The following is a 16,354-nucleotide window of genomic DNA, read 5'->3' on the forward strand; positions in this document are numbered from 1 at the left end:
TCGCGTGCCCTCACCGGAGGTTACCCAAGGCCGTTCTTCCCGGTCACCGGCAGCGGAATCGGGTGGTTGGGGCGGAGCAGGCCGTGCGGGTCGTGCTCCGCCCGTAGCCGGCCGAGCCGTTCGAGGTCGGCCGGCGCGAACGCGGCGCGGATCTCGTCCGGTTCGAGCGGGCCGAACCCGAAGTTGAGGGAGCGGCCGACCGCCCGATCCGCGAACGGCGCCAACGTCGCGTCGTGGTGCGCCCGCACCGCCGGCTCCTCGCCTGGCGCCACCATCGAGAGCACCGACACCGCGTACCCCGCGTCCCGGTGGCCGACCGCGTTGGCGACGCGCGGCGGGCGGGCCAGCGCGCCGCCGAGGTGCCGCAGGCCCACCACGGTCATCGCCGGCGCCCCGGGGCCGGCCGTCGACGGCAGCCCGGCCAGCGCGGCCGGGTCGAGGTCGCTCACCAGCAGGTTCCGCGACCGGTAGGGGTGCGGCTGGTCGGGCTCGTCGAACACCGCGCCCGACTCGGCGTACGGCAGCTCCCGCAGCGTGTCCCGCAGCGGCTCGCCGAGCGCCCGCAGCGGCGCCACCAACTCCGCGCCCTCCTCGGCCGGGCCGAGGTGGCAGAGCTGGATCGCCGCCACATGCCGGCCGCGCAGCGGCTCGGGCAGCATCGGGAGGTCCGGGTAGGGCAGCATCGTCACGGCCGAGGTCGTCTCCTCGGGCACGGTGGCGGTCCAGCGGCGCCAGGCGTCCAGCACGTCGGGGACCCGCGTCACGTCGAACGCCAGCGAGCCGCCGTAGATCCGGGCCACCGGCACCAGGTCGATCTCAAGACCGGTGACCACCCCGAAGGTGCCGCCCCCGCCGCGCACCGCCCAGAACAGCTCGGGCTCCTCGTCCGGCGTGACCCGGCGCGGCCGCCCGTCCGGGGTGACCAGGTCGACCCGGCGCACGTGGTCGGCCGCGAAGCCGTACCGCCTGGCCAGCAGGCCCACGCCGCCGCCCAGCGTGTAGGAGACGGCGCCCACGCCGGGGAAGCTGCCGGACAGCGGTGCCAGGCCGTGCGGCGCGGCCGCGTCGAGCACGTGCCGCCAGGTCGCGCCCGCCTCGACCCAGGCGGTGCGGGCCGCCGGATCCACCCGGACGCCGACCAGCCGGCCGGTGCTGATCAGCACGCCCCCGGTGACGGGGGCGGCGCGGCCGTGGCCGCTGGCCTGCACGGCGAGCGGCAGCCGGCGCTCGGCGGCGAAGCCGACGGCGGCCCGCACGTCCGCCGCCCCGGCCGCGGCCACCACCGCCGAAGGGCGGTGCGGAGCGAGGAGTTGGAAGCCCGCGCACGCGTCGTCGTAGACCTCCGATCCGGGGAGATGGACGGCGCCCTGGAGCTGGGCGGCGAGCGGGTGGGGTGTGGTGGTGTCGGTCATGCGGCCGAGGCTAGGAAGCCTTGTGGTCAGATCCCGGCCACAAGGGATGGCAGTCTGGGGCGGGTGAGCGAGGAACGGGAACCGCACGGGCCGCCTGGGCGGCTGCTGCGCCTGCTCGCCCTGCTGCAGAGCCGCCGCAGGTGGTCGGGGGCCGAGCTCGCCGACCGGCTCGGCGTCAGCGGCCGCACCCTCCGCCGCGACCTGGACCGGCTGCGGGCCCTCGACTACCCGGTGGAGTCCACCACCGGCACGGCCGGCGGCTACCGGCTGGCGTCCGGCCGGAACCTGCCGCCGCTCCAGCTGGACGACGAGGAGGCCGTCGCCCTGGCCCTCGGCCTCGTCATGGCGGCCGGGGCGCCAGGCGTCGCCGGCATCGAGGAGAGCGCCACCCGCGCGCTGGCCAAGCTGGAACGCGTGCTGCCGGCCCGACTGCGGCCCCGGCTCGCCGCGTTGGGCGGCGCGGCCGAGGCCGTCCCCGGGTGGCCGGCGGGCGGGCCGCGCGTCGACCCGGCCATGCTCGCGGTGCTCGCCGACTGCTGCGCCGAACGCCAGGTGCTGAGCTTCGACTACGTCAGCCGCTCCGGCGCCCGCAGCCGGCGCCGCGTCGAGCCGCACCACCTGGTCACCGCGCGCGGCGGCTGGTACCTGATCGCCCACGACCCGGACCGGGCCGACTGGCGCGTCTTCCGCGTCGACCGGATCGCCGGGCCGCTCCCCACCCACCAGCGTTTCGCGGCCCGGCCGCTGCCCGCGCCTGACGCCGCCACCTTCCTCGTCCGCTCCCTCGCCGCCGCCGGCTACCGCCACACCGCCCGGCTGACGGTGGGCCTGGGCGCCGACGCGCTGCGGGCCAGGCTCTTCGCCGGCCTGCCGGGCGAGATCGAGCCGCGCGGCGCCGACGCCTGCGCGGTCCGACTCAGTGCGGAGTCCGCCGAGTTGGTGGTCCAGTACGCGGCGCTGCTGCTGGCGCTCGACGCGGCGGTCGCGCTGACGGACGCGTCCCCCGAGGTGGCGGCGGGCCTCGGCGCGCTGCGCGACCGGCTACCGGACCGGCTGCCGGACTGAGCCGGCGGCTACCGCCCGTGGTCGGTGGCGAGCCGCTCGATCGTCTGGAGCTCCCGGTCGATCTTCGCGAGCGCGGCGCGACGGCGATCCGGCCCGCCCCGGTCCGGCTCCTCCGCCTGCTCCCGCCCCTGCCCCCGCCGGTGTTCGAGATGCGCCAGCAACGTCGCGTCGCCCAGGTCCCGGGCGGCGAAGGCGACCACGATCGTGGCGGACTGCATGAGGCACCAGCCAGGCCGGAGCCTCGCGTCCATCGGGTTCTCCCGGCCGGCGGCGTCCCGCACCAGCACCCGCAGGAACTCGCCGTCCCGCTCGACGACCCGCACCCGGGCGACGCCCGGTTCGTAGCGCGGGGTGGCGTGTTCCAGGTCCGCGACGACCCGCCACACGGCGTCGAACGGCGCGGGGATCCGGCGCTGCCGGACGACGGCGCCGGGCAGCGCCGCCGCGAGAACGGTGAGGCGGTCGATCGGGTCGTTCACGAGTCCCACCCCTTCCGGAAGGCGGCTCTGGCCCGGTGCAACCGGGATTTCACGGTTCCCGCCGGGATCCCGAGCGTGGCGGCGATCTCCTGCTCGCTCAGGCCCTCCCGGGCGCGCAGCACCAGCACCACGCGCTGCGCGACCGGCAGCCGCGTCAGGGCGTCGTCGATGTCCACCAGCCCTTCGAGGCAGGGCACCCGGCGGTCGACGACCGTTCCCTCGGCCCCCTCCGCGCTCTCCGTGGCGACCTCCGCCTCGTGCCGGCGGGCGAACCGGATCGCCGTCCTGACGGCCACCGACCGCACCCAGGTCATGATCGCCTCCGGGGCGCGCAGCGAGGGCAGGCCCTGGAAGATGGCGAGCAGGGCCTCCTGCGTCGCGTCGTCGGCCGCCGCCGGGACGATCCGCGCGCACAACCGGCGCACGTAGGGCGCCAGTTCGTCGAGAAGCCTGTCCAAGGCGAGCGCGTCCCCCTGCTGAGCAGCCGCCACTTTCTCCGGGTCCACGTAAGGAAAGTTATCCGGAACCCCGGAAAGGTTCCCCGCCACTTTCCCTCAGGAAGACACCACGCAGAAGGGCCTCTCCTGTGGGACCAGAACCAGCAGCAGACCTGACCATCGTCGGCGCGGGCCTCGCCGGGCTCACCGCCGCCGTCGAGGCGGCCGAACGCGGCTGGCGGGTGACCGTCGCCGAGACCCACGCCAGGCCGGGCGGACGCGCCCGCACCCTCGCCGCTCCCTTCCGGGCCAACGCCGGCCCCCACGCGATCTATGTGGACGGACCCTGGTGGGCGTGGCTGGAGCGCCGCGGCCTCACCCCGCCCGTCGCCCAGGCGCCGCCCTACCCCGGCCTCGTCCTGACCGAGGGCCGGCTCGGCCCCTGGCCGGCCGACCTTCGCGGGACCATCGCCGCGCTGCCGGCCGCGGCACCCGCTGACGAGTCGTACCGCGCCTGGCTGCTGCGGCACGTCGACGCGAGGACGGCCGAGGCGATCATCGGCGTCTGCTTCATCTTCACCTTCGACCACGACCCCGGGCGGCTCTCGGCGGCGTTCGTCCACCAACGCCTCCACCGGGCCTCCGCCGGCGGCGTCCGCTACGTGGTCGGCGGCTGGTCCACGCTGGTCGACCTCCTGGCCCGGCGAGCCGCCGAACTCGGCGCGCGGCTCGACACCGAGACCCGGATATCCGCCCTGTCGGAGGGCCCGACGATCGTCGCCACCAGCCTCGCTGCGGCACGCCAGCTCACCGGCGACAGCACGCTGACCTGGCCAGGCACGCGCGTGGTGACGGTCGACCTGGGTCTGCGGGCCGCCGGCGGACCCGACTGGTTCCGGGTGCTCGACCTGGACGACCGGATCTACGCCGCCCGCTACAGCCTCGCCGACCCCACCCTGGCCCCGCCCGGCCAGGAACTCGTCCAGATCGCCGCCGCGTGCGCTCCCCACGAGCGGAAGGCCGACGCCGAGGCCCGCGTGCGGCGCCTTCTCGACCACGCCTGGCCCGGCTGGCACGCCGCGGTGGAGTGGCACCGGAGCGCCGTGCGCACGGACTGCACCGGGGCCGTTGACCTGCCGGGCACGACCTGGCACGACCGCCCGGTCGTCGACCGAGGCGGCCGCCTCGCCGTGGCCACCGACCAGTCCGCCGCGCCGGGACTGCTCGCCGAGGTCGGCATCACCGCGGCGCGCATGGCCCTCCAGCGACTCGACGAGACCGTCGGCCACCTCGCGGGCGACGCCTCGGGCTGACCGCCGCCACGGGGCGTGGCGCCGCCACGCGTGGCGGCGCCACGCACAGCGCCGCTACGCGTAGACGACGGTCACCGGCGCGTGGTCGCTCCAGCGCTCGGGGTGGGTGGCGGCCCGCTCGACGTGCGCCTTGACGGCGCGGGCGGCCAGCCCCGGGGTCGCGACCTGGTAGTCGATGCGCCAGCCCGTGTCGTTGTCGAAGGCGCGGCCGCGGTAGGACCACCAGGAGTAGGGCCCGTTCTCCTGCTCCGGGTGCAACGCCCTGACCACGTCCGCGTAACCGCCGTCCGCGGGGTCGAACACCCGGCTGAGCCAGGCGCGTTCCTCCGGCAGGAAGCCGGAGCTGCCGCGGTTGGCACGCCAGTTGCGGAGGTCGGCCTCGCGGTGCGCGATGTTCCAGTCGCCGCAGACCAGCACCTCACGGCCCTCGGCCGCGGCGCGCTGCCGCAGCCCGACCAGGTAGGGGAGGAACGCCGCCATGAAGCGCTCCTTCTCGTCCTGCCGCTCGGTGCCGACCTCCCCCGAGGGGAGGTAGAGGCTGGCCACGGTGAGCCCTGGCAGGTCGGCCTCCAGGTAGCGGCCCGACGCCTTGAACTCCGGGGCGTCGAAGCCGATCCGGACGGCGTCCGGCTCGCGGCGGGTCAACAACGCGACGCCGGCCCGGCCCTTGGCCTCGGCCGGCGCGTAACTGACGTGCCACCCCTCGGGCCTGGCCACCTCGGCCGACAGCTGGGCCTCCTCGGCGCGCACCTCCTGGAGGCACACGACATCGGCGGCGGTGCCGGCGAGCCAGGGCAGATACCCCTTCTTGGCCGCGGCCCGCAGGCCGTTCACGTTCACGGTCGTCACGGTCAGCTGCTGCACCAGCCGACCGTAACAAACCCGGACAGGGACTAGCGCAGCTGAACGAGACCCGCGGGGGTCGGGCGGAAGCCGCAGGCGTCGAGGTAGAAGGGGCGCAGCTCCTCCTCGAAGTCCACGTGCAGCCACTCGCAGCCGGCCGCCCTCGCCTCCGCCTCGGCGACGGCGAGCAGCCGGGCGGCGATCCCGAGCCGGCGGTGGTCGGTGGCGACGACGGTGTCCAGGACGATGGCGTGGGCTCCGCCGTCCCACGCGACGTTGACGAACCCGACCAGCCGGCCGTCGTCGTCCACGCGGCGGGCGCACACCCAGCCGAGACTGTGCCTGGCGAGCCTGGCGGGCCAGTCGTCCACGGCGGAGGGCACGGGCTCGTGACCGAAGCCGTCGGCATGCAGGGCCTCCACCTCTTCGTGGGCCAGCTCGCCGCGCCAGGTGTAGTCGAGGAGCATCAGGCGATGGTAGGTGGGCGCGGCCGGGCGCTCGACCGATTTCGTACGATGACCAGCATGGATCTCAGGACCGTGCGCTTCGATCACCCCGACGCGGTGAAGCTCAACGACGAGGTGCAGGCGGAGTACGCGGAGCGCTACGGCGACGAGGGCGACATCACCCCCCTCGACGTCACGATGTTCGCGCCGCCGCGCGGTGTGTACCTGATCGCCTACGACGACGCGGGACGCCCGATCGCCACCGGCGCCTGGCGCGCGCAGGACAAGGGCGGCGAGGGCTACGCGGACGGCGACGCCGAGATCAAGCGGATGTTCGTGATCCGCGAGGCCAGGGGGCGGGGCCTGTCCCGGATCATCCTGGCCCGCCTGGAGGACGACGCGCGGGCGGCCGGTCGCGTGCGGATGGTTCTGGAGACCGGCACGGAGCAGCCGGAGGCGATCGCGCTGTACCGGAGTTCGGGTTACGAGCCGGTGCCGGACGCGGAGAAGTTCGGTCTGTACCGGGGCTCTGAGGCGAGCCGCTGTTTCACGAAGCCGCTGTAGGGGGTTTCCCCCCACCCACCCGCCCTCACTTCCGCGCTCCGCGCGGGAGGTGCGCTCCGCGCGGGGGCCGCGTCGCGGCGGCGCAGCCGCCGTAGGGGGTTTCCCCCCACCCACCCGCCCTTTCTCGCGCTCCGCGCGGGGTGCGGGCTCGCGGCGGCGCCCGGCGGCGTAGCCGCCGTGGGCTGTGCCCCGCCCACCACCCGCCCTTTCCGGCGCTCCGCGCGGGGCGCGCTTCGCGCAGGGCCGGCCTACGGCCGGGCCCGGCGGCTTCGCCGCCGAACCGGCGCGGAGCGACAGCGGAGCTGAACGGGCACCGGGCGTAGCCCGGAAGCCTCGGGCCCGCGGCGGCTACGCCGCCGGGGCCGGCGTAAGGCGGCCCGCGCGGAGCGCACCCCCGCGGAGCGCACCCCCGCGCGGAGCGCCGGAAAGGGGCGGGTGGGTGGGGAAAACCCCGCGCCGCAGCGCGCCTACCCCCGCGCGAAGCGCGGAAGTGAGGGCGGGTGGGTGGGGGAGAACCCCCCCGGTCCGCGGTCAGGCCGCGGCCGTCGCCGGCTCGCGCGGCGCCGCCGTGGCCGGTGGGCCGCCCCGGCGAGGGGAGAACAGGATGGCCGCCACCCCGGCGGCCGTCCACGCCAGCAGCACGGCCAGCGGGAACGCCGCCCCGTGGCCGTCGAAGAAGGAGACGGACCGCAGCAGCGTCGCGCCCGCGCCCGTGGGGAGGAGTTGGCCGAGGACGCCGGCCGGTTCGGGCAGCATCTCGGGGGCCGAGCTCGCGCCCGACCACGGGTTGCCGAGCAGCATCAGCAGCACGCCGCCGAGCGCGATGCCGCGTGGGCCGAGTAGTGCCGCCGCGCCGGCGACCGTGGCGCCGCCGGCGAGCACGAACAGGGTGAGCGTGCCGGCGACCGGCCACCAGTCGCCGGCCAGGACGCCGAGCCAGCTGTCGCCGAGCCAGGCCGCGACGGCACCGGTCAGCGGCGCGGCGGCGGCCAGGGCGAGCAGCGCCCAGCGGCCGCGCAGCCTGGTCGCGGTGATCAGCGCGCCGGTGACGATGCCGGCGACGGCCATCGGCAGCAGGCTCGCCGTGAACGCCCCGCCGCGTGGGTCGTCCGGCGGCGTCGGCACCACGTCGACGACGGTGACCGTGGCCCCCTCCGGGGCCTGTTCCGTGGCCAGTTGCTGGAGCAGCTGGGACACGGTCGGGCTCGCCGCGCTGGCGGTGAGCAGCCGGGGGGTGTCGCCGTCGGCGACGAACGCGCCGTAGATCTCGCGCTCGGTTATGGCCTCCCGGGCCTGGGCCTCGTCCGGGTAGCGGTGGACGTCGAACGCGCCGTCGTGCGCGTCGAGTCGGGCGGCCAGCTGCTCGGTGGCGGGCGGCTGGCCGGCCACGCCGACCGGCAGGTCGTGGGGGCCGCCGCTGGCGACGGGCCAGGCGAAGGCCCACAGCATGAAGGCGGCCAGCGCCGGAAGGACGAGGACGACGGTCAGCAGGCCACGGCGACGTCGGGTCACGGCCAGACCTCCGGGTGATGGGGGAGCGGAAGGGGAAGGGAGGAAGGGGAAGGGGGAAGGGGAGACGGGAAGCCAAAAAGAAGGATCGTTCGTTTTACGTGAACCACGGTGCGCCGCTTCGCACGAGCTTGTCAAGAAGGAACGTTCGTTTTACGCTCTGGCCTCATGGCACGGGTTTCCCAGGAGCATCTGGAGGCGCGCCGGCAGCAGATCCTGGAGGGCGCCGCGCGCGTCTTCGCCCGTGAGGGCTTCCATGGCGCGTCGATGCAGGAGGTGCTGCGGGAGACGGGTCTGTCGGCCGGCGCCGTCTATCGATACTTCCCCAGCAAGGACGCCTTGGTCGCGGCGCTTGCCCACCGGGTGCTCGGCGTGGTGCGGGAGACGTTCGAGTCGGTGCCGGTCGCCGAGCCGCCCGATCTGCCGGCCGAGATCGTCCGGGCCATGGAGCGGGTGTGGACCGGCCTGCCGTTCGTGCCGGGGCTGCTGCCCCACGTGTGGGTGGAGACGCTGCGCAACCCGGAGCTGGCCGCCGTCATGCGGGAGGGGTACGGCCGGCTGGTCGAGATCTGGGAGCGGCTCGTGGAGACCTACCAGCGCAACGGGTGGATGCGCGACGACGTCCCGGCCCAGGACGTGGCCCGCACGCTGCTCGCCAGCGTGCAGGGCTTCATGCTCCAGCGCGTGCTCTTCGGCAACGTCGAGATGGAGGTGCTGGCCAACGGCCTGCGCGGCCTGATGTCGGTCGACGACGACCGGTAGCCGGTAGCCGGGACCTGGGAGTTCAGTCCGCGGCCGGCGGTTCGAGCTCCGCGCTGAGGCGGCGGTCGAGGGCCAGGGAGATCGCCGCCGCGACGGCCCGCTTGGTCGGCGGGCGCAGCCGGTCGAGCACGTCGGTCACCCGTGCCGACTCCTCGGCGGAGAGCCGGCGTGGCGCGTCGTCCGACCGGTCGCCAAGCACCTCGGGCAGCACGTGGGCGCGGAGCACCTCGACGAAGACGTCGGACAGCGCGGCGGCGTGGGCGTGGATCTCGCGCCCGGCGGCGAACAGCGCCGACAGCGGGACGCCCTCCTTGGCCAGCTCCGAGGCGGCCTCGAGCAGCTCCTGGCTCAGGTGCACGACCTCGTCCCCGGTGACCGAGGCGTAGCCGGTGCCGGCCAGGCCGGCCAGGTTCTCGGGGGAGTCGCCCTCCGGCAGGTACGAGGCCAGCTCGGCCCTGGTCAGCCGGACGGGCCGTTCCTCGGCCCACGGCGGGGGCTCGGCCGTGGTCGAGGGCAACTGCTCGGTGAGGCCGAGGAGTTCGGCGGTCCTGCCGGCGTCCTGGCCCGCGGTGAACGCCGCGATCAGCTCGCCGATGCCGCCCAGCGTGTGGCCCCTGGCCAGCAGCGCCGCGATGGTGCGGAGTCTGGTCAGGTGGCCGTCGTCGTACCAGGCGACCCGGCCCGCCCGGCGCGGCGGCGGCAGCAGCTTGCGCTCGCGGTAGTAGCGGAGGGTGCGCTCGGGGATTCCGGCCGCCTCCGCCAACTCGACGGCGCGGTACTGGCGCGGCGTCTCGGCCGCCTCCGGTGCATGCACGGTTGGCAGTCTAGGTAGTGCCGGCACCCTACCGGCGAGTAAGAAGCTGCCCTACACTCCCCAACACGCCAGTGATCACTGGCCCATCGCTGGCGCGCACGGTCACCCCCCAACGGGAGGAGCTGAGCGGCACGTGCCCGATCACCCTGTTCCACCTGGTCAGCGACCCGGACGGCCCGTTCCCCACGTGCGGGTGGCGATCGTCGGCGCGGGCTTCGGCGGCCTGGGAGCCGCCGTGCGGCTGCGCCGGATCGGCGTCACCGACTTCGTGATCCTCGAACGGGCCGGCGCGGTCGGCGGTTCCTGGCGCGACAACACCTATCCAGGATGCGCCTGCGACATCCCCTCGCACCTCTACTCGTTCTCGTTCGCGCCCAACCCGTACTGGCCGCGCAGCTTCTCGGCGCAGCCGGAGATCCGCCGCTACCTGGAGCACCTGGCGGACAACCACGGGCTCCGCCCGCACCTCAGGCTGAACTCCGAGGTGACGGCGGCCCGTTGGGACGGCGACGCACTGCACTGGGCCGTCGAGACCGCCGCCGGGCCGCTCACCGCCGAGGTGCTGGTCGCCGCCACCGGGCCGCTCTCCGAGCCGCGCCTGCCCGACGTGCCGGGGCTCGACACGTTCCCCGGGGCCGTCTTCCACTCCGCGCGCTGGGACCACCGACAGCCGCTGCGCGGCCGGCGGGTCGCCGTCGTCGGCACCGGCGCCTCGGCCATCCAGTTCGTGCCCGAGATCCAGCGCGAGGTCACCGAGTTGACCGTCTTCCAACGCACCCCGCCCTGGATACTCCCCAAGGCCGACCGGGCGATCAGCGCCGCCGAGCGCGCGCTGCACGAGCGGCTGCCGTTCACCGGCGGGCTCCGCCGCCGCCTGGCCTGGGGCGTCAGGGAACTCCAGGTCGGCGCCTTCGCCAGGTACCCCGACCGGATGTGGGCCGTGGAACGCCTCGCCGCGCTGCACCTGCGCCGCGCCGTCCGCGACCCCGGGCTGCGCCGCAGGCTCACTCCCGACTACCGCCTCGGCTGCAAGCGCGTCCTGCTCTCCAACGACTGGTACCCGGCGCTGACCAGGCCCCATGTGCGCCTCGTCGACTCCGGGCTGCGCGAGGTGCGCGGCGACGTCCTGGTGGCCGCCGACGGCCGGCGCGCCACGGCCGACGTGATCGTCCTCGGCACCGGCTTCCTGGTCACCGACCAGCCGATCGCGCGGCGCGTCACGGGCGCCCTGGGCACGACGCTGGCCCACGAGTGGCGCAACGGGATGGCGGGACTGCGCGGCACCACCGCCGCCGGCTTCCCCAACCTGCTCACCATCATCGGCCCCAACACCGGCCTCGGGAACAGCTCGATGATCCTCGTCATCGAGGCCCAACTCGCCTACCTGGCCGACTTCGTGACCCGACTCGCCGCCCTCGCGCCACCCGGCGGCCGGGCCGTGCTGACCCCACGCCCCGAGGCGGTGCGCGCCTGGGGCGGGCTGATGGCCGCCCGGCTGCGGAACTCCGTCTGGAACACCGGCGGTTGCCGCAGCTGGTACCTGGACGGCCAGGGCCGGAACACCACCGTCTGGCCCGGAACCACCACCGAGTTCCGCCGGGCCACCCAGCAGGTGGATCTCGCCGAGTACGAGGTGCTGCGCCGGGAGGCGGTGTCCCATGGCTGAGCACGTCGAACGCCGGACCGTCGTCTCCACCGGAGGCGCCCGGCTGCACACCGAGATCCACGGCACCGACGACCGGCCCACCGTCGTCCTCGTGCACGGCTGGGCCTGCGACACCACCTTCTGGCGGCCGTTGCGCGAGCGGCTGCTGCCCGACCACCGGGTGGTGGTCTACGACCAGCGCGGCCACGGCCGCACCCCCGCCACCCCGGGCGCCTGCTCGCCCGAGGCGCTGGCCGACGACCTGTGCGCGGTGCTGGCCGCCACCGTGCCGGCCGGCGGGCGCGCGGTGGTCGCCGGCCACTCGATGGGCGCCATGACGGTGGTGGCCGCGGCCGACCGGGCCGAACTCCGCGAGCTGTCCGCCGGCGCCCTGCTCTGCTCCACCGGCACCCGCGCGCTCACCAGCGAGTCCACCGTCTTCCCGCTGCCCGCGGGACCCGCCCGCACCCGCGCCCAACGGCTGCTGCTCGCCACCCGGCTGCCCTACGGCCCCGTCACCCCGCTCAGCCGGTGGCTGGTCCGCCACATCACCATGAGCCGGGCCGCCACCGCCGAACAGCGCCGCGTCATCGCCCGGATGGTCTGCCGGTGCCACCGGCTGGCCCGCGCCGAGTGGGGCCGGGTGCTCGCCGAACTCGACCTGTCCGCGCTGCTGCCGCGGCTCGACCTGCCCACCACCGTGGTGCACGGCACCGCCGACCGGCTCACCCCGCTCGCGCACGCCCACCACACCGCCGACCGACTTCCGCGCCTCGTCCGCCTCCTCGAACTGCCGGGCGTCGGACACATGGCGCCCTTCGAGGCCCCGGACCGGGTCGCGGAACCACTGACCGCCCTGGCGAAGGAGCAGCTGCGATGAGCACGAAGGCGAGCACCAGCGGGAGCACGGGCCGGCGCGGGGTGCGCGGCAAGGTGGCCGTCATCACGGGAGGGGCGCGCGGCATAGGCACTGCGCTGGCGCGCACGCTCTCCCAACGCGGCGCCACCGTGGCCCTGATCGGCCTCGAACCCGACGAACTGCGCCGGGTGGCGGACGACCTGCCCGGGCCCGCCGGCCACTGGCACGCGGACGTCACCGACGCCGCCGCCATGGCCGAGGCCGCCGAACGCGTCGTCGAGCGGTTCGGCCGCGTCGACATCGTCGTCGCCAACGCCGGCGTGGCCGCCGGCGGCCGGTTCGCCGACTCCGACGACGACGCCTGGCGCCGCGTCCTCGACGTGAACGTCGTCGGCTCCGCCGTCACCTGCCGCGCCTTCCTGCCCGCGCTCCGCGACAGCCGCGGCTACTTCCTCCAGATCGCCTCGCTCGCCGCCCTCACCCCCGCCCCGCTGATGACCGCCTACTGCGCCTCCAAGTCCGCCGTCGAGGCGTTCGCCCACTGCCTGCGCCCCGAGGTCGCCGACGACGGCGTCACGGTCGGCGTGGCCTACCTCAGCTGGACCGACACCGACCTGGTGCGCGGCGTCGACGAGGACCAGGGCCTGCGGCTCGGCCGCTCCCTGCTGCCCTGGCCCACCAACCGCACCCACCGGCTCCAACCCGCCGTCGAACGGCTCGCGGACGGCATCGGCCGGCGCGCCGCCCACGTCTACGGGCAGCGCTGGGTGCGCGCCGTCCAGCCGCTGCGCCCGCTGATCCCCGCGGTGCTCGCCAGCCCGCCGGCCCGCCGCCGGCTGCGCCGGGTGGTGAGCGCCGCCCGCCACACCCTCGTCGGCCCGAGTGGCCGGGCGGCCAGCCGGCCACGGGACGACGCCGGCGCGGACGCGCCCTAGAACCGCCAACGGGTCTGCGCGTACTCGCCCTTGCGGAAGCCGAACGCCACCGAGGGCGGCACCCGGTAGACCAGCGCACGCTGGGCCAGCCGGTTGTGGAACGCGCCCTCGTGGACCTCGTACCGCCACTCCTCGCCGTACTTGGCCACGAACGCGTCCGCGATCCGCCGCAGCTCGGCCTCGTCGCCCACCTGCCGCGCGCTGCCCTCGACCACCAGGTCGAGGCCCCGGTCGAGCGCGCTGTCGCCGGTGGTCAGCACGCACCGCGGGTTGGCCGCGAGGTTCCGCACCTTGCGCTCGCCCGCGCCGCTGGTGAAGTGCAGCGCCCCGTCCAGCCAGACGCTCAACAGCGGCGTCACGTGCGGCTGCCCGTCGGGGCGGACCGTGGAGAGCCAGTACACCTCGGCCTCCGCCAGCCTGCGCAGCGCCTCGGCCCAGGGCGTGGGGGCGCTGCCCGGGGCGCTGTAGCGGGCGTCGATCTCGGTGCTGGTCGGCTCGGTACTTGTCGGCTCGGGGCTTGGCATCCTCGGCTCCTCGGCTGTTCCGTGGTCGATCGGGAGTGCCGACCACGGACGGGCCGGGAACTCATCGGTCCGCGCTCGACCACTCGCCGAGACACACGTGGGGCGCGCCCGCTGCCGGGCGCGCCCCACGTGGTCGTACGCGTGTGCTCGGGCTCAGTCGTTCATGCCGCGGTCACGGTCCTCGTCCATGGAGCTCTTGCCCATGTCCTTCCCGCGCTGCGACATGTCCCCCTGCTGGCCCGTGCCTCCCTGCCCCTTCTTCTCTCCGGTGCCCTGGGAGGCGTCCTTGCCGCTCATGGCCTGCTTGGCACGCTCCTGGAGCATGTGTGCCTTCTCCCGGAGCTGGTCTGCGATGCCCATGCGCTGCACTCCTCACCCTCGTCGAAGGAAACCGGTCGCCTTCTACCAGCCTGACACGAACGGGCGAACCGTGCATCTCGGGGCATTCTCCACTTTCGGATCGCGCCCTCAGGTGGCGGTGCGGGGCGGCAGCGGCGGCCGGCGGCGGTCGGGGATGTCCCGGTAGCCGGGCGGCGAGGCGGCCGGCCGCTTGGCCAGCAGGTCGAGCGCCACCCGCACCGCCGCGTCCAGCACCACGGAACGCCCCTCCGCCCAGTCGATCGGCGACCGCACCGCCTCGAAGTCCGGGTCGACGCCCCGGTTCTCCACCCCCCACCCGTAGTGTTCGAACCACGCCGCGTTCATCGGCACCGTGATGTCCGTGTCGTCGGCCAGCTGGTGCTCCCCGGTGATGCCGACCACCCCGCCCCACGTCCGGCCGCCCACCACGGGACCCAGCTCGAGCAGCCGGAACGCGGCCGTGATCATGTCGCCGTCCGACGAGGTCGCCTCGTCCGCCACCGCCACCACCGGGCCGCGCGGCGCGTTCGAGGTGTACGAGACGGGCTGCGCGTTCCTGGTCAGGTCCCAGCCCAGGATGGTGCGGCTCAGCTTCTCGATCACCAACTCGCTGATGTTGCCGCCCGCGTTGCCCCGCACGTCCACGATCAGCGCCTGCCGGGAGAACTCCATCCGCAGGTCCCGGTTGAACTGCGCCCAACCCGAGCCGCCCATGTCCGGGATGTGCACATAGCCGCAGCGGCCGCCGCTCAGCTCGCGCACCAGCTCGCGGCGCCTGGCCACCCAGTCCTGGTAGCGCAGCGGCCGGTCGTCGACCAGCGGCATCACCGCGATCCTGCGCTGCCGGCCGCCCTCCTCGGTGAACGCCAACTCCACGCTCGTGCCGCCGGTCCCGGCGAGCAACGGCCAGGGACCGGCCACCGGATCCACCGGCCGACCGCCGACGTGCGTCAGCGTCGCGCCCTCCGGCACCCCGCTGCCGGCCAACGGCGAACGCGCCTTGGAGTCCGACGAGTCACCCGGCAGGATCCGCGCCACCTGCCACGAACCGTCCTTGCCACGGGCGAAGTTGACCCCCAGCAGACCCTGCGCGCGCTGGTAGTGCGCCGGCCCCTCGTTGCGTCGCGCCGGCGTGACATAGGCGTGCGAGGTGCCGAGCTCGCCCAGCGTCTCCCAGAGCAGGTCCGCGAACTCGTCGGGGCTGGCGACCCGTTCGACCAGCGGCCGGTACTGGTCGAGCACCGCCGGCCAGTCGACGCCGCCCATCCCCGGCTCCCAGAAGTAGTCCCGCACGATCCGGCCGGCCTCGTCGAACGCCTGCCGCCACTCGGCCGCCGGCTCGGCGGTGTGCACGATCCGCCGCAGGTCGACGTGGACGGTGGAGTCGCTGTCACCGCTCTCGGTCGCCGGCACGGCCCGCAGGTCCTCGTCCTCGCAGACCACGAGCCTGGTCCCGTCGCCGCTCGGCGCGAACCAGTCGACGTCGTCGGTGAGTTCGGTGCGCTTGTTCTTGGCCGGATCGAAGTGTTCCAGGGTCGGTTTGCCCGAGGTGTCGTCCGGATTGACGAACGTCTCCCCGAGCGCGCCGGAGATCGGCCAGCGCAACCACACCAGGCCGCCGCCGGCCACCGGGTACAGCGAGCTGTACTTGGACGCCGCCACCGGGAACGGCGTCACCCGGCTCCCGAGCCCCTCCGCCTCCACCTCCACGGCGCCGTCGTCACCGCCGGCGTCGTCCGGATCGAGCCCACCGGCCGCCGGCCGCCCCTCGGGCGTGATGGCGAACGGCGAACGCGTCGCGGACGACAGCGGCACGAGATACGGCCGGCAGCCGAGCGGGAACGACAGGTCGCCGGTGTGCACGTCGTACACCGGGTCGAAGCCGCGCCAGGAGAGGAACGCGAGGAACCGCCCGTCACTGGTGAACACCGGCTCCTCGTCCTCGAACCGCCCGTCGGTGACGTCGATGATCGTCAGCTCGTCCGGCACGTCGAGCCGGGCGATCTTGATCTGCGTCAACGACCGCCCGATCCCGGGCTGCGCCCACGCGAGCCAGCGGGAGTCGGGCGAGAAGGAGAGGTCCCTGACGGGACCGTTGACGGATCTGATGACGTCCAAGGCCTTGCGGCCTACCGCCTCGCCGCCGGCCCGGGTTGCGCTGGACGTGAGCCGCTCACCACGCGCCTGCGGCGCGGGCTCGGCTGCGCCGGGCGTTGCCGCCTCCGCGCGCGCCTGCGGCGCGTGGCCGGTGCCGGTCGGTTCCGGCGGCTCGCCGTGCCCGGCTGCGCCGGGCGTGGTGCTGGCGGCTTCGCCGCCGGCGTCGGCCGGTTCTGCCGGTGGGGTGGGTTCGACTGCGTCGGGCGTGGGCCATCCCACGCGCGCCTGCG

At 75.1% G+C, this 16,354-nt stretch carries 17 protein-coding genes; 7 read left to right on the forward strand and 10 right to left on the reverse strand.

The features are described 5' to 3' along the window. Positions 1-20 precede the first annotated feature (20 nt). Positions 21-1,412 carry an FAD-binding oxidoreductase gene (locus ACYVPE_RS12695; protein ID WP_461033621.1) on the reverse strand — a complete coding sequence of 464 codons (1,392 nt, stop codon included), beginning with the start codon at positions 1,410-1,412 and terminating at the stop codon, positions 21-23. 63 nt (positions 1,413-1,475) lie between these two features. On the opposite strand from ACYVPE_RS12695, the gene ACYVPE_RS12700 reads away from it, so the two are divergent. Beyond that, positions 1,476-2,477: a helix-turn-helix transcriptional regulator gene (locus ACYVPE_RS12700; RefSeq protein ID WP_461033622.1), complete on the forward strand. Its 1,002-nt coding sequence runs from the start codon at positions 1,476-1,478 to the stop codon at positions 2,475-2,477. Positions 2,478-2,485: 8 nt separating this feature from the next. Here ACYVPE_RS12700 and ACYVPE_RS12705 read toward each other — a convergent pair whose 3' ends face one another. Both ACYVPE_RS12705 and ACYVPE_RS12710 read right to left on the reverse strand, forming a co-directional pair. Beyond that, positions 2,486-2,956: an SRPBCC family protein gene (locus tag ACYVPE_RS12705; protein WP_461033623.1), complete on the reverse strand. Its 471-nt coding sequence runs from the start codon at positions 2,954-2,956 to the stop codon at positions 2,486-2,488. Then, positions 2,953-3,462, reverse strand: a complete 510-nt coding sequence (locus ACYVPE_RS12710) for an RNA polymerase sigma factor (protein WP_461033624.1) — start codon at positions 3,460-3,462, stop codon at positions 2,953-2,955. Before ACYVPE_RS12710 ends, ACYVPE_RS12705 begins: the two co-directional genes overlap by 4 nt. Before the next feature lie 80 nt (positions 3,463-3,542). Here ACYVPE_RS12710 and ACYVPE_RS12715 point away from each other — a divergent pair, with 80 nt between their 5' ends. Next, the gene (locus ACYVPE_RS12715; RefSeq protein ID WP_461033625.1) at positions 3,543-4,706 is read left to right on the forward strand and encodes an NAD(P)-binding protein; all 1,164 of its coding nucleotides are present in this window, start codon (positions 3,543-3,545) and stop codon (positions 4,704-4,706) included. A gap of 54 nt (positions 4,707-4,760) precedes the next feature. On the opposite strand, the gene ACYVPE_RS12720 is transcribed toward ACYVPE_RS12715, so the two are convergent. Then, positions 4,761-5,570 carry an exodeoxyribonuclease III gene (locus ACYVPE_RS12720; protein ID WP_461033626.1) on the reverse strand — a complete coding sequence of 270 codons (810 nt, stop codon included), beginning with the start codon at positions 5,568-5,570 and terminating at the stop codon, positions 4,761-4,763. A gap of 29 nt (positions 5,571-5,599) precedes the next feature. Further along, positions 5,600-6,016: a GNAT family N-acetyltransferase gene (locus ACYVPE_RS12725; protein WP_461033627.1), complete on the reverse strand. Its 417-nt coding sequence runs from the start codon at positions 6,014-6,016 to the stop codon at positions 5,600-5,602. 48 nt (positions 6,017-6,064) lie between these two features. Here ACYVPE_RS12725 and ACYVPE_RS12730 point away from each other — a divergent pair, with 48 nt between their 5' ends. Continuing rightward, a complete protein-coding gene (locus tag ACYVPE_RS12730; protein WP_461033628.1) occupies positions 6,065-6,559 on the forward strand; it encodes a GNAT family N-acetyltransferase in 495 nt (164 codons plus the stop codon). Between the two features lie 531 nt (positions 6,560-7,090). Here the strand turns inward: ACYVPE_RS12730 and ACYVPE_RS12735 are convergent. Next, positions 7,091-8,077 (reverse strand): ABC transporter permease, encoded by a 987-nt coding sequence (locus ACYVPE_RS12735; protein ID WP_461033652.1) that lies wholly within the window; start codon positions 8,075-8,077, stop codon positions 7,091-7,093. A 159-nt stretch (positions 8,078-8,236) separates the two neighbouring features. Here ACYVPE_RS12735 and ACYVPE_RS12740 point away from each other — a divergent pair, with 159 nt between their 5' ends. Continuing rightward, complete coding sequence (locus tag ACYVPE_RS12740; protein WP_461033629.1) at positions 8,237-8,830, forward strand: TetR/AcrR family transcriptional regulator; 594 nt, start codon at positions 8,237-8,239, stop codon at positions 8,828-8,830. Positions 8,831-8,852: 22 nt separating this feature from the next. Here ACYVPE_RS12740 and ACYVPE_RS12745 read toward each other — a convergent pair whose 3' ends face one another. Continuing rightward, on the reverse strand, positions 8,853-9,644 hold the full coding sequence (locus tag ACYVPE_RS12745; RefSeq protein WP_461033630.1) for a MerR family transcriptional regulator: 792 nt from the start codon (positions 9,642-9,644) through the stop codon (positions 8,853-8,855). Between the two features lie 193 nt (positions 9,645-9,837). Here ACYVPE_RS12745 and ACYVPE_RS12750 point away from each other — a divergent pair, with 193 nt between their 5' ends. The 3 genes from ACYVPE_RS12750 to ACYVPE_RS12760 are packed head-to-tail and all read left to right on the forward strand — an operon-like array spanning position 9,838 to position 13,083. Then, the gene (locus ACYVPE_RS12750) at positions 9,838-11,310 is read left to right on the forward strand and encodes a flavin-containing monooxygenase (RefSeq protein ID WP_461033653.1); all 1,473 of its coding nucleotides are present in this window, start codon (positions 9,838-9,840) and stop codon (positions 11,308-11,310) included. Beyond that, the gene (locus ACYVPE_RS12755) at positions 11,303-12,169 is read left to right on the forward strand and encodes an alpha/beta fold hydrolase (RefSeq protein WP_461033631.1); all 867 of its coding nucleotides are present in this window, start codon (positions 11,303-11,305) and stop codon (positions 12,167-12,169) included. The genes ACYVPE_RS12750 and ACYVPE_RS12755 overlap by 8 nt, the downstream gene beginning before the upstream one ends. Beyond that, a complete protein-coding gene (locus ACYVPE_RS12760) occupies positions 12,166-13,083 on the forward strand; it encodes an SDR family oxidoreductase (RefSeq protein WP_461033632.1) in 918 nt (305 codons plus the stop codon). Before ACYVPE_RS12755 ends, ACYVPE_RS12760 begins: the two co-directional genes overlap by 4 nt. On the opposite strand, the gene ACYVPE_RS12765 is transcribed toward ACYVPE_RS12760, so the two are convergent. The 3 genes from ACYVPE_RS12765 to ACYVPE_RS12775 form a co-directional block, all read right to left on the reverse strand. After that, complete coding sequence (locus ACYVPE_RS12765) at positions 13,080-13,607, reverse strand: pyridoxamine 5'-phosphate oxidase family protein (RefSeq protein WP_461033633.1); 528 nt, start codon at positions 13,605-13,607, stop codon at positions 13,080-13,082. The genes ACYVPE_RS12760 and ACYVPE_RS12765 overlap by 4 nt on opposite strands. A 153-nt stretch (positions 13,608-13,760) precedes the next feature. Then, positions 13,761-13,967 (reverse strand): hypothetical protein, encoded by a 207-nt coding sequence (locus tag ACYVPE_RS12770; protein ID WP_461033634.1) that lies wholly within the window; start codon positions 13,965-13,967, stop codon positions 13,761-13,763. 108 nt (positions 13,968-14,075) lie between these two features. Continuing rightward, positions 14,076-16,354 (reverse strand): S41 family peptidase (locus ACYVPE_RS12775; protein ID WP_461033635.1); only part of this gene is annotated, 2,279 nt, incomplete at its 5' end.

The sequence above is a fragment of the Streptomyces mayteni genome, assembly GCF_054783955.1.

Bases quoted from the DNA above. Each gene is read 5' to 3' on its own strand.
- ACYVPE_RS12695 (WP_461033621.1), bottom strand. From the start codon at position 1,412: ATGACCGACACCACCACACCCCACCCGCTCGCCGCCCAGCTCCAGGGC.
- ACYVPE_RS12725 (WP_461033627.1), bottom strand. From the start codon at position 6,016: ATGCTCCTCGACTACACCTGGCGCGGCGAGCTGGCCCACGAAGAGGTG.
- ACYVPE_RS12730 (WP_461033628.1), top strand. From the start codon at position 6,065: ATGACCAGCATGGATCTCAGGACCGTGCGCTTCGATCACCCCGACGCG.
- ACYVPE_RS12740 (WP_461033629.1), top strand. From the start codon at position 8,237: ATGGCACGGGTTTCCCAGGAGCATCTGGAGGCGCGCCGGCAGCAGATC.
- ACYVPE_RS12755 (WP_461033631.1), top strand. From the start codon at position 11,303: ATGGCTGAGCACGTCGAACGCCGGACCGTCGTCTCCACCGGAGGCGCC.
- ACYVPE_RS12760 (WP_461033632.1), top strand. From the start codon at position 12,166: ATGAGCACGAAGGCGAGCACCAGCGGGAGCACGGGCCGGCGCGGGGTG.
- ACYVPE_RS12765 (WP_461033633.1), bottom strand. From the start codon at position 13,607: ATGCCAAGCCCCGAGCCGACAAGTACCGAGCCGACCAGCACCGAGATC.
- ACYVPE_RS12770 (WP_461033634.1), bottom strand. From the start codon at position 13,967: ATGGGCATCGCAGACCAGCTCCGGGAGAAGGCACACATGCTCCAGGAG.